Below are 12,046 nucleotides of genomic sequence, written 5' to 3' on the forward strand. Positions count from 1 at the left end.
AACCCTGCCCTCGACGCGTCACCGCGCCCCGATCATGCCGCCCCGGCACACCCACGGCTCATCGGTGGATCGAGGCTAAGCCCTCACTGTGGCTCATGTGCAGTGTCAGTCCGCGCACGACCGCCTCACATGAGGCGTTCCAGGGGGTTCTCAGCGAGCTTGGTAATGATCCCCCCGTCGAGGAGTCGTCGGGCGGCAGTCTCGGGCTTGCGGGCCGCCTGCTCGATCACGCAGGCGCCGAACTCGGCGGCGAGCGCTCCGCGCGGGTATGCGGTGAGCACTTCGCGTCGGAAGGATTCGGGAACAGCATCCGGCCTGGCCCCCGAGATATCGAGGCCCGTCGCGATCTCCAGAAGGTATCCCTCCGCATCCATCGCTGAGTCGACCCGCGGCCAGTTGTGGCGCACGATGACCTCGAGTACCCGTGTGCGCCGAGCCTCATCCCAGCCGGCGCCGGCGGTGAGGGCGACGCCCACATGTCCGCCCGCGTGCTCGTAGGAGATCGTGTGGTTGTCGAACTCGGTCACCGTGCCGATGTCGTGCAGGACGGCGGCCACGTAGAGCAGTTCATGGTCGATCTCTGATACGCCGTCGACTCGTGCAAATGCCTCGGCCCAGAGCCAGGAACGTAACGCATGGGACGTCATCGCCGTGGATTGGTACTGCTGCGCGAGCTCGAGTGCGCCGCGTGCTGCCGGCGTCGTGGGGACGGGGAAGTCGGCGATGCGCACGATTGATTTTCTCAGCGGGCGCTCACCCGCTGTGTGTGGAGGCGCGTCGTCCTCCTGCGGATTCCTGCCAACTCGGTCAGGCCGTCCTGTGGGCCGGCGCTCTCACGCGATGGAAACGAGCTCGTTGAGGTCGTCTCCGGGGATCTCGTCGACAATCGCCGTGACCTGGGTGCTGACCAGGCGGGCGCGCCCGGCGATGACATTGAGGAACGCCGTGTCGGCGGCATCCCTCCCCGTCGCGATCCTGACGAGGGTTGATCGGGGCGCGAGCGTTGTTGCGTCCACTGCCCGCCACGCGCCATCGACCCACGCTTCGGCAACCGCGTGGAAATCCATCGGCATCAGGCCTGGCGCATAGACCGCAGCGACCCGGGCGGGAACGCCCCGAGCTCGAAGGAGCGCGACACACAGATGCGCATAGTCCCGGCATACGCCTCTTCGGGCGAGAAGAGTATTGACGGCGCCGTCGGTGGGAGAGGACGAACCGGGAACATACTGCAGGTGCGTGCCGACCCACGACGACACGCCCAGCAGCAGCTCGCCGGGATCATCGAGTCCCGCAAACTCAGCTGCCGCCGTGGCAGCGAGCTCGTCCGATTCGCAGTACCGACTCGGACGAAGATGCCTCAGCAGCTCGACTTCGCTGGCTCCCAACGCCGCGCCGGCACCCTGAATCGTCGCTTCGTAGTGCACAACGAGTTCACCCGACCCCACGTGTAGCCGGTGCAGCCGCGTCCGGTGCGCATCCGCCAGCTCCACGACGGGAACGGGTGTGCCGTTGACTGTCGCGTCGAAGCGCTCGGTGATCGCCGGGTAGACACCTGCCGCCGCGATCGTGAAGACGAGGTGAGCCGGCTCCGTGACCTCCAGCACCAGGGTGCTCGTGACCGTGCGCTCCATCGGTGCTCCAGATCGTTGCGGAGGAGCCGTACCCGCTCCGGGAAGGACGAACGCTGGCGCGTGTCCGCCATGGGGGTGCTCAGCTGGTCATCGCCGCGAGCAACTCCGCGACCCCGATGGAGCACACGCCGATGCGCGCGTCGGCGATGCCGATCGGGATCCACAGCACTCCCTCGTGGATCAGGCCGCCGCACGAATACACGACGTTGGGCACGTAGCCGTCGCTGTGCCCGGGACGAGGCTCGAGGATCGGCAACGAGGTGTGGCCGATCACGCGGCTTGGGTCTTGTAGGTCCAGCAAGAGCGCGCCCAGGACGTAGGTGCGCATCGGCCCCACGCCGTGGGTGAGGACGAGCCATCCGTGCTCGGTTTCCAGCGGCGCCCCGCAGTTGCCGGTCTGCACGATCTCCCAGACCTCGCGTGGTTCGTGCACCGTCCCGGTAAGAGTCCAGACGACGCCATCCTCGGATTCGGCGAGGGAGATGTTCTCACCACCCGTGCGGCACAGGGCGAGGTGCTTGTCGCCGATCCGGCGCGGGAACAGCGCCATGCCCTTGTTGTGGGCGGCATTGCCTGCCAGCCGGTGAATCGTGAAGTCGCGAAGGTCGGGAGTCACGATGAGGCGAGGAGCGATGTCGCGCCCGTCATACGCGGTGTAGGTGGCACGGTACTCGACGCTTCCCTCGACGTCGACCACCCGCACGAACCGGGCATCCTCCATGCCGCGATGCTCTTCGGCCGCAACGGGGGTAAGGACTCGTTGGCTCAGCTCCGATTCGACGGGGAAGCTCGCGTGATAGGCGGATGCCGCGATGGCGCGCAACGCCTCGATCTGTCCACGGCTGCCGGGGCGTGAAGAGAGCTCGGTGGGCAGTGAGGCAACGGCGACGTTCAGATCCGCCGCCGAGAATCGCGGCGGCAGCTCGCGCAGGATCACGTGAGAGGTTTCATTGAGGATGCCCTCGTGCTCCGCAATCGCCCGGAAGTGCCCGAGGCTCCAGTCTCCGTCTCGCACCTGCGCGCGCCAGGGAGGCTTCCGGCGGTCCTGGAAGGTCCAGGTACGCCCCGGGCCGATGACGGCCTCGGCGAATCCGATGGAGGACAGGTGACCCTCTCCGATCGCGCGGAGGGCGATCGCGACGCGCAGCTGCCCGGGTTCGAGGCCGCTCTGGTCAGGATGCTCCACGGCACTGGGATTGCACAGCGCAGCGCCCTCGAGCGCGAACTCCGCCGTGAAGCTCGCACCGAGGAGGAGCCGACGGGAGTGGCTGAGCTCGATAGGGCCTGTGAGTCGTGAGCTCACCGCGTCCGCGTGTGCCAGGAACATCGCCCCGAGATCGGGATGGCGCGCGCTGAAGTCCTTCATGAGGCCGGCGACGGCGGCCTCGACGTCGTCGTCGTCGATCGCAAGCACTCGCGCAACGATTTCCGTCGCTCGGGAATGCGTTGCCGCCGACTCTTCTCCGGGAAGAAACAGCTGTCCGATCACGCGGTCCGCCTCGGCATGGAGTTCCGCGTCGTGCGTGCGGACGAGCATCATGCGCGGCTTCCCACTCCCAGGCGATGTGCCTGCTGGTACGTGCTGAGCGCCGCCAGCGTCGACTCCGCGCCACGGTTCTCGTTGCGTCCGCCGCGTTCGAGTCCATCGAAGCCCGCTCCCGTCGCCGCGTCGACCAGGGGGATCCCGCTGTCGTTGTCGCCGAGGAACCACTGCCAGCCCAGGTCGATACCCCTGTGCCACCTCACGTCGCTCGTCTGTTCGTAGGCGTGCGCGCAGGCGTCGACCAGGGCGGCGACCTCGATCGGTTGCTGATCGAAGAACGGACCCACCTCCCCGTCAGCGCGTCCGCCGACTCCGGTCACCGAGAGCCGATCACCGGATGTCTCGCCCTCCAGAAGAAAGCCGAGCAGCTCCAATCCGCGGTCCATCGCCGCGCGATCGCGCAGCGCCGCGCCGGCAGTGATGAGTGCGTCGGCAATGGATGCGTTGCCGTAGGAGAGACGGGCTTCCGGCCACGCCCAGCCGTTCTCGGCGCGAGCCGGTACGGCGAGGACCAGTGCACGCAGCAGGCGCTCGGCCGCTTCATCGTGCGGGCGGATCGATGCAACCTCGCCGGCGCCGAGCGCCGCGTAGGCGACGGTGCGCAGGTGTGAGGAGTGCTGCTGTGCGGCTCGGTGGAAGGCGTCCAGCGAACGGGCGCGCACGGATGCCCAGGGTGCACGAGCTGCGGCGGTGCCCAGAGCCCAGATGAGCCGACCCCACCAATCGCCCATGCCGGGTTGGTCGGTCCACTCGCCGTACTCGTTCATCCGGTTGTGCGTGAGGCCGTCCGCCCCGAGCGCACTCTCGAGAAAACTCAGATAAATCTCACTCAGTTGCCGCAGGTCGTCGTGATCGGGGTCGCGCACAACCACGATGAGTGCGCGGGCGACGTCATCGACGCAGTATCCGTGTTCGCGGCGTGGAATGTCCAGCAGGGCGTGCTCGAAGACCCCGCGCGCGTCGGTGAGTGCGCGCAGATGCCCGAATCGTGCCGACGTAGCCATCAGGCGGCGGCCGTCGCGCCGATGCCGGCAGCGAGGAGTCGGTACTGCTCGGCGACCGCAGGCCAGCTCATGTCGGCAGCGTCACTGAGCGCTGCATCCCGCATGCGGCGCGCGACGGTGTCTCCGGTCAGGATCGTGTGCAACGCTGCGGCGATGGCCTCCGGGTCCTCGTGCGCGACCACGATGCCCGCGCCACCCGAGAGCAGTTCGACCGCGTGGGGAAAGCCGGTGGCGACGACAGGGATGCCGGCGGCTACTGCTTCTGCGAGGACACCCGAGGTTGCCTGGTCGCGGGAGTCATAGGGCAGGAGCACGACATCGGATGCTGCCAGCAGCGCGGCTAGCTCGTCACGCTCGAGATAACGGCCGTCCAGGTGCACTGAGGATTCGACACCCAGTTCTTCAACCAGGCGTGTGAGCTCGGCGCGATAGCTCTCGCCGTCCTGAGCGAGAACCTTCGGGTGGGTCTGTCCGGCAACGACATACTCCACGTCAGGGGACTGGTCAGGGGCGATGAGTCGGGCAGTGGCCCGGATGCCCCATTCGATGCCTTTACCGGGTGAGATCAACCCCCAGGTGAGAACGCGCTTGCGGGCGTGCGGCGCGACCGTCCCCACGGCGATGCTCGCCACGCCGTGGGGGATGACGTGGACGAGCGAGCTGTCGACGGTGTAGTGCTCGATGAGGGTTTCGCGGGCGGCATCCGTCATCACGACGGTCACGGATGCGTGGGCGCATACCTGCGTCAGGACCGCGCGTTGGTGTTCGGTCGGCGCGGGGAGCACCGTGTGCAACACGACGATGGTCGGGGTGGTCACGGCCGCGAGCACGGCGATGATCTCGTCGCCGTCTTCGCCGCCGTAGATGCCGTATTCGTGCTGGACGATCGCAACCTCGCAGGCGCTGAGAGCTGCCACGGCGGCGGCTCCACTGCCGCCGCCGATGAGCTCCGCGCTCAGATGCGGCGATCGGTACGCGTCACGGGCTCGCGTGAGATCAGGAGCGTCGAGCACGCGCACGATGACGGCATCGTCCATCGGGCTGACAGTCAGCGCATCAGCGAGAGCCTCAGTGAACGTCGCCAGGCCGCAGCGAGTGGGCGGATAGGTGCTCAGGAATCCAAAGTGGGTCACGACGACGCTCCTCGGTGGGCCCGAAGGGCGATGTCTTCGGGCGGCGGCGAGACGTCTGCCGGCGGCATCCCTCGTGGGATCGCGGCGATGGTGGCGTGATCCGGTTCACGCCCGAACGGGGAACCTTCCGGGCGCTGTGACCTGATCCTACGCCCACCGCCTGTGAGCTGTCCGCGCGTGTCGAGCCAGCACCTGCTCGTACACCCGGAGATAGTCATCGACCATCCGTTCGACACCGAAGCGGAGCGCGGCTCGCTCATGGATGCGGCGGCGATCCAGCACGGTGACCTCATCGACGGCGGCCACGGCCTGCCCGATGGTCGTGACGGTGCGGCCCGTGACACCCTCATCGATGATCTCTGGCATCGACCCGCGGCGATAGGCGACCACGGGAGTTCCGCAGAGCATTGCCTCGACGACCGACAGCCCGAACGGTTCGTCGAAGTCGATCGGGTGCAGCAATGCCGCGGCATTCCCGAGAACCTGGGCGCGCTCATCGGCGCCGACGGAGCCTCGGAACGTGACGCAGTCGCCGTCCAGATAGGGCTCCGCCTGGGAGGCGAAGTACTCGCGGTCATGGATGATGCCGCAGACCACCAACCGACGTCCCGCGCGCCAGGCGATCTCGATCGCCTGCGCCGTTCCCTTGTCGGGGTGGATTCGCCCGAACGACACGAGGTAGTCGTCGGGGGTGACCACCAGCGGCAGCTCTGCGGCATCGACGCCGTGGTGCACAGTCGCGACGTAATCCAGTGCCGGGGAACGATCGCTGTCGGAAATCGAGACCAACGCGCTGGATGACGCCTCGTAGGCGGGCAGGATGCCCGCCCCCGAGAATCCGTGAATCGTGGTGACCAGGGGCACATCCCACAGCGAGCTGAACGCGAGGGGCAACCAGTCCATCTGGTTGTGGACGATGTCGACCTCTCCCGACCGCTCGATCGCATGCGCGACGTGAAGCGCTTCCCAGACACGGCCGTCCATCAGCCGATCGCCCTCATAGCCGTGCGGAACCACCGCATCGAGTTCCGCCTCGGTCACCGAGTCGGCTGTCGCGAACAGCGTCACCGCAACGCCTCGTCGCACCAGGCCCTCCGTGAGGAGGCTCGTGACGCGTTCCCACGGGCCGTAGTGCTCGGGTGGCGTCCGCCAGGCGACCGGGGCCAGCATCCCGACCCTCAGCACCATGTCGGTCCGCCGAGCGGGGTGTGCTCAGTCCACCGGCATCCCGGCGTCACGAGCGTGTTCGCGCGTGACCGCCCTCGTCGCTCCACTCATCGATCTGCGCCCGGTAGCTCGCATCCAGATCCGTGTTGTCGATGGCGGAGCTGTGCGGGGCATTCGCAATGCCGGTGCGTCGGAACGTCACGGACTCCGCGAGTGCTGCTACGGCAGCCGCGCGGCTCTGCTCGCTCGCTGCCGCTTCCTCAAAGCGCGCGGCGGCTACCGCCCTCTCGGCACGGAGCTCCTCGCCGATCTCAGCGAGCCGATCCGCGAGCACGCCGGCAAGGCCATCTCGCAGCTCCTCGAGATTCGTGTTCGCGATCTCCAGCCGACGATCCGAGACCATCACCTCGACCGTCGGATATCCCGCTCTCGCGAGAAAATCCCGCGTCCCGCTGCCGAGGATCTGCGTCACTTCGTCGCGTTCGGGGCGACGGGTGAACACCGCTTCTACCGTGTAGCGGTCAGGGGCCTCGTCGGTCATCAACGCCGCAGGCAACGAAGCCACCAGCACCGATCCGAGGCCCAGCGTTGCGGCGTCGAGGCCGCTCGTTCGTGTCTGTGTCGTCATGACCTGACGGTACGCCCCGAAGATGTGGGCCTCACAGGTTCGCTTGGGGCGAACAAGAACGTGCGCGACAGCTGAGACGTCGTCGAAACGACGGGCACTCCCTCCGCAGCGGTTCAGCGGCGGGTCGGGCGGTCTTCGCGCTTAGCCGACGAACCGAACCGGTCAGGCTTGAGTTCGATGAGCTTGCCGCTGATGCGCGTGTTCTCGAGGCGCTTCAGCGTGTCACGCGAGAGATCCGCCGGCAGCTCGACGAGGGAGAAGTCAGGGCGGATCTGGATTGCGCCGAAGTCCTCGCGGCGAAGACCACCCTCGTTCGCGAGGGCTCCAACGATCTGGCGCGGCTCAACCTTGTGGCGCCGGCCAACGGAGATTCGGTAGGTCGTTCGCGCGCGCCCACCGCCACGGGGGCCGCGATCGGAGCGGTCGTTGCGGTCACGTCCGCCACGCTCGGGTCGGTCCTGCGTGTCGCGCGCCAAGCGCGGCTCGGGCGCGGCATCCGGCTCGAGCAGTAGGGGCGTATCGCCCTGCGCGACGATCGCGAGCGCCGCTGCGACGTCCGCTTCGGGAACATCGTGGTGCTCGACGTAGTGCGCGACGATGTCGCGGAAGATACTGATCTGCTCGGGGTCTGCGAGCGCCGCCGTGATGGCGTCGTCGAAGCGCGTGAGTCGCGTCGCGTTGACGTCGTCGACGCTCGGCAGCTTCATTTCGGTCAGCGGCTGCCGGGTGGCCTTCTCGATCGAGGTCAGCATGCGTCTTTCGCGCGGGGTGACGAAGCTGATCGCAGCTCCCGTGCGACCGGCTCGTCCCGTTCGCCCGACGCGGTGGACGTATGACTCGGTGTCGATCGGCAGGTCGTAGTTCACGACGTGGCTGATGCGGTCGACGTCGAGGCCGCGGGCCGCGACATCCGTTGCCACCAGGATGTCGAGCTTGCCGCTCTTGAGCTGATTGACGGTGCGCTCGCGCTGCGCCTGCGCGACATCGCCGCTGATCGCGGCTGCCGTGTATCCGCGGGCGCGCAGCTTCTCGGCGAGGGTCTCGGTCTCGTTCTTCGTGCGCGTGAAGACAATCATGCCCTCGAAGTTCTCGACCTCGAGGATGCGGGTGAGTGCATCGACCTTCTGCGGGTACGACACCACCAGGTACCGCTGCGAAATATTGGCCGAGGTGGTGGTCTTGGTCTTGACCGTGATCTCTTCGGGATCCTTGAGGTACTGCGCCGAGATGCGCCGGATCTGCGCGGGCATCGTCGCCGAGAAGAGGGCCACCTGCTTGGTGCTCGGGGTGTCGGCGAGGATCGTCTCGACATCCTCGGCGAAGCCCATCTTCAGCATCTCGTCGGCCTCGTCGAGCACGAGGTACTTCAGCTCCGACAGGTCGAGTGTGCCCTTGTCGAGATGGTCCATGATGCGGCCGGGGGTGCCGACCACGATGTGGACGCCGCGGCGCAGAGCGGAGAGTTGCTGACCATAGCCCTGTCCGCCGTACACGGGCAGCACGTGCACGCCGCGCAGGTGCGATGCGTACTTTTCGAAGGCCTCGCAGACCTGCAGGGCGAGTTCACGAGTGGGGGCGAGCACGAGCGCCTGCGGGGTCTTCTGCGACAGATCGAGTCGAGAGAGGATCGGCAGCGCGAATGCAGCGGTCTTTCCCGTGCCGGTCTGGGCGAGTCCGACGACGTCGCGTCCTGACAGCAGGGGAGGGATGGTAGCGGCCTGGATGGCGGATGGCGTCTCGTAGCCGACATCCTTGAGCGCCTTCATGACCGCGTCGTTGAGACCGAGCTCAGCGAAAGCGGGTTCGGATCGAGGAGGCTCTACCTCGTCGGTTACGTTCTCGAGGGAAGAAGCCATAGGTGTGACGCTAGTCGCTCCGTCGGTTTGGCGCGATTCGGCATCCGCGCCCGGGTGAGCGGGAACCTCACCGCGACGTCACCGATGCAGGTGCGCGCGCTGACCCTCGCGGTCGAAGATCATCACGAGTTCGGCGGGCTCATCGATCGCGCTGATGGCATGGGGAGTCATGGTCGAGAACTCTGCAGCCTCTCCCTGCGCAACTTCGATGCGCCGTTCGCCGAGCTGCAGCAGAACCCGCCCCTCGAGCACGAGGAACCAGTCGAAACCCGGATGCACCCGCGTGGCGGGGATCTCGGGCGCCGGCTCCAGGCGCATCTTCATCGCCATCGTGCGGCCGTTGACACGGTTCAGCGCCCACGTCGTGCGCGCCCCATCAGTGCGCTGAGTCGGTCGGATGACGACATCGTCGTCATCCTCGGCGCGCAGCAGGTCGTCGACGCTCACCTGGAGGGCTTCGGCGAGCGGCACAAGAACGTCGATGCTGAGCGCGCGCTTACCGGTCTCGATGCGACTGATCGTTGACGCACTGAGGTTGCTGCGTTCGGCGATCTCATCGAGCGAGTACCCGAGGGTGGTGCGGATGCTGCGCAATCGCATCCGCGCGAGGGTCTCGACATCCGTGCTTGTCATGAGTCCAGCATCCGTTGCTCTTGCGGATATTGCAAGCTGGCATCCACTATACGCTAGGCCGGTCTAGCCTCGACGCATGGGCACCCACGACTCGTCTCACCACCACACCCGCGGTCCCGCGATGATTCGCCGGTGCGATGTCGCCGTCATCGGCGGCTCGGCTGCCGGCCTTGCCGGCGCACTCCAGCTCGTCCGCCAGCGCCGTTCGGTGATCGTGATCGACGACAACACACCGCGAAACGCACCGGCCGAGCACATGCACAGCTACCTCGGGCGCGAAGGTGCGCCGCCCGCCGAGCTACGGGCGATCGGCCGGGAGGAAGTCCGCTCCTACGGCGGAGAGGTGCTGTCGGGGCGCGTCCTCGACGTTCACCGCGACGGGGATCTGTTCCGCCTCGAACTCTCCGGTGGAGGGGCCCTGCTCGCGCGTCGTGTGCTCGTGGCATCCGGGATCACCGACGAACTGCCCGAGATCGACGGCCTGCGCGAACGGTGGGGTCGCTCGGTGATTCACTGCCCGTTCTGTCACGGCTGGGAGGTGCGCGATCAGCGCGTCGTCCAGATCGTCACGAGCCCGCTCACGTTGCACCCGACCCCGCTCATGCGCCACCTCACCGACACTCTGACCGTCGTGCTGCACGACGGTGTCGAGGTGGATGCCGAGGCGGTGCGCCGACTTGAGGCATCCGGTGTCACGGTGATCGCCGGCACCGTGACACGGGTGACGGATGCTGACGGCGCACTCGGCATCGACCTCACCGACGGCACGCGAATCGCCGCGGACGCCGTGCTGGTCGGCGCGCGGTTCCATGCCCGCGTCGAAGCGCTCGCCGGTCTGGGGCTCGAAGCGACTCCCCACGCGACAGGGTTCGGTGATGCGCTGATCGCCGATGCCACGGGCCGAACGGCCGCGGACGGCGTCTTCGCGGCAGGTAACGTCGTCGACCCGAGCCTGCAGGTGCTTCCCGCCGCCGCGAACGGCAGTATGGTCGGCGCGCAGATCGCGTTCAGCCTGGCCGACGAAGATCTCGCCGCAAGCTCCCGCCCGTCGGGCGTCGAGACCGAATGGGACGGTCGCTACAGCGGCGAGCAGGTCTGGAGCGGCAACCCGAACGGCACGCTCGTTGCTGAGGTCGACGGACTCACCCCGGGAACTGTTCTGGATGTCGGGGCGGGCGAGGGCGGCGATGCCCTCTGGCTTGCCGAGCGCGGGTGGCGTGTGACGGCATCCGACGTTTCCTCCCGCGCACTCGCCCGCGTCGAGCACGAAGCGCGGCGTCGGGGACTGGCCGTGCGCACATGGCACGTGGATGCCAACGGCATCCACCCCTACGCCGGCGAGACGTTCGACCTCGTCTCGCTGCAATACGGATCGTTCGCCCGCACTCCCGACGGCAGGGGAGTGCGCAGCCTTCTGGGTGCAGTGGCTCCCGGCGGCACGCTGCTGGTGGTCTCCCACGACACGGCGTGGGCGCGCGAGGGGCTCGACCCTGTCGAACACACGCCGATGTTCGACCCGGATGCGTACGCCGGCGTCACCGAGATCGCGGCCGCGCTCGCCGCATCGGAGGGGTGGCGGATCGACGTGCACGAGACGCGGCCGCGCCCCGCCGGAGCGGTGAGTGGCCACCACGTCGAGGATGTCGTGCTGCGGGCGGTGCGAACCACCTGAGCGCGTGACCGCCCCTGGGGCGCGAACGGCGCCCCGGTCTCAGCTGTCGAGGAGGCGTGAGAGGCGCTTCTTGCGGCAGTTCTGAGTCACGATCCATGCGACATCGGGATCGCCGGTATCGAGGGCGGCGAAGACGGGAAGGCCACGCATCGGATCCGCGGCGACAGCCACGCTCCAGCAATAGCCCAGCGCCAGTCGCAGGGTTCGGACGTCTGGGGTCTTCCGCTCCGCAGGCGGCTGACTCACGAGGTACTGGGTCGTGCGCTCACAGGCGTCCAGCGCGAGCTCTGCCATCCGAGGATCCCGCAGCAGGCGCGGCTCGCAGATTGCTGCGAGGGCGGCGCGCTGCACGAGGGGATGGGCGCGGTCGACCCACGCATCCACGATCGATGCCAGCGCCGCGGGCCTGGCGTCACCCAGAAGCTGGAGGCCCAGCGCGACGCCCTCGCGCACGCGCCACCGGGCGTCGGCGGCAAGCTCCCGGGCGCGCTTTTCGGATGCCGCGCCCTCGACTCGCATGCCGAGCGCGGCAGCCGCGCACATGGCGTGGTACTCGTCGCCCGTCGCCAGGAGTGCGTCGATGGTGGGCTCATCGGCGAGAGGGGCAAACGCTGCGACCAGCTCGAGATTCGCGCGTGGACCAGGAAGCCCGGAATGGGCTGAGAGGTAGGCCGCCCGCGCCGATGTCGGCATAGGGAGCAGCTCAGCAGCCCACTCGGCGCTACCGGTCATACTCCGACAGTACGCCTCCCGCGACTCGGAGTACGGGTGACGATCAC

Annotated in this window: 11 protein-coding genes; 1 reads left to right on the forward strand and 10 read right to left on the reverse strand. The window is 67.8% G+C overall.

All coding sequences use genetic code 11. The annotated features are described in order from the left end of the window. Nucleotides 1-125: 125 nt before the first annotated feature. The 9 genes from ACQVDU_RS14775 to ACQVDU_RS14815 form a co-directional block, all read right to left on the reverse strand. Nucleotides 126-731 carry an HD domain-containing protein gene (locus ACQVDU_RS14775; RefSeq protein WP_300591290.1) on the reverse strand — a complete coding sequence of 202 codons (606 nt, stop codon included), beginning with the start codon at nt 729-731 and terminating at the stop codon, nt 126-128. Nucleotides 732-833: 102 nt separating this feature from the next. Further along, nucleotides 834-1,631, reverse strand: a complete 798-nt coding sequence (locus tag ACQVDU_RS14780) for a transglutaminase-like domain-containing protein (RefSeq protein WP_300591289.1) — start codon at nt 1,629-1,631, stop codon at nt 834-836. Nucleotides 1,632-1,710: 79 nt separating this feature from the next. Then, nucleotides 1,711-3,171 (reverse strand): glycoside hydrolase family 130 protein, encoded by a 1,461-nt coding sequence (locus tag ACQVDU_RS14785; protein ID WP_300591288.1) that lies wholly within the window; start codon nt 3,169-3,171, stop codon nt 1,711-1,713. Next, nucleotides 3,168-4,178: a glycosyltransferase gene (locus ACQVDU_RS14790; RefSeq protein WP_443477524.1), complete on the reverse strand. Its 1,011-nt coding sequence runs from the start codon at nt 4,176-4,178 to the stop codon at nt 3,168-3,170. Before ACQVDU_RS14790 ends, ACQVDU_RS14785 begins: the two co-directional genes overlap by 4 nt. Next, a complete protein-coding gene (locus ACQVDU_RS14795) occupies nt 4,178-5,311 on the reverse strand; it encodes a glycosyltransferase (RefSeq protein WP_300591286.1) in 1,134 nt (377 codons plus the stop codon). The genes ACQVDU_RS14790 and ACQVDU_RS14795 overlap by 1 nt, the downstream gene beginning before the upstream one ends. Before the next feature lie 147 nt (nt 5,312-5,458). Next, the gene (locus tag ACQVDU_RS14800) at nt 5,459-6,499 is read right to left on the reverse strand and encodes a glycosyltransferase family 4 protein (protein WP_300591285.1); all 1,041 of its coding nucleotides are present in this window, start codon (nt 6,497-6,499) and stop codon (nt 5,459-5,461) included. Nucleotides 6,500-6,545: 46 nt separating this feature from the next. After that, complete coding sequence (locus tag ACQVDU_RS14805; protein ID WP_300591283.1) at nt 6,546-7,106, reverse strand: hypothetical protein; 561 nt, start codon at nt 7,104-7,106, stop codon at nt 6,546-6,548. Between the two features lie 113 nt (nt 7,107-7,219). Continuing rightward, on the reverse strand, nt 7,220-8,962 hold the full coding sequence (locus tag ACQVDU_RS14810; protein ID WP_300591282.1) for a DEAD/DEAH box helicase: 1,743 nt from the start codon (nt 8,960-8,962) through the stop codon (nt 7,220-7,222). 78 nt (nt 8,963-9,040) lie between these two features. After that, nucleotides 9,041-9,595, reverse strand: a complete 555-nt coding sequence (locus tag ACQVDU_RS14815) for a helix-turn-helix domain-containing protein (protein ID WP_300591281.1) — start codon at nt 9,593-9,595, stop codon at nt 9,041-9,043. 76 nt (nt 9,596-9,671) lie between these two features. Here ACQVDU_RS14815 and ACQVDU_RS14820 point away from each other — a divergent pair, with 76 nt between their 5' ends. Next, entirely contained in the window at nt 9,672-11,267 is a 1,596-nt protein-coding gene (locus ACQVDU_RS14820) for a bifunctional NAD(P)/FAD-dependent oxidoreductase/class I SAM-dependent methyltransferase (RefSeq protein ID WP_300591280.1), read from the forward strand. Nucleotides 11,268-11,306: 39 nt separating this feature from the next. Here the strand turns inward: ACQVDU_RS14820 and ACQVDU_RS14825 are convergent, their stop codons facing one another. After that, entirely contained in the window at nt 11,307-11,999 is a 693-nt protein-coding gene (locus ACQVDU_RS14825) for a HEAT repeat domain-containing protein (RefSeq protein WP_300591279.1), read from the reverse strand. Between the last annotated feature and the right edge of the window lie 47 nt (nt 12,000-12,046).

This window comes from Microbacterium sp. F2 (genome assembly GCF_052274505.1).
Classification (GTDB): Bacteria; Actinomycetota; Actinomycetes; order Actinomycetales; family Microbacteriaceae; genus Microbacterium.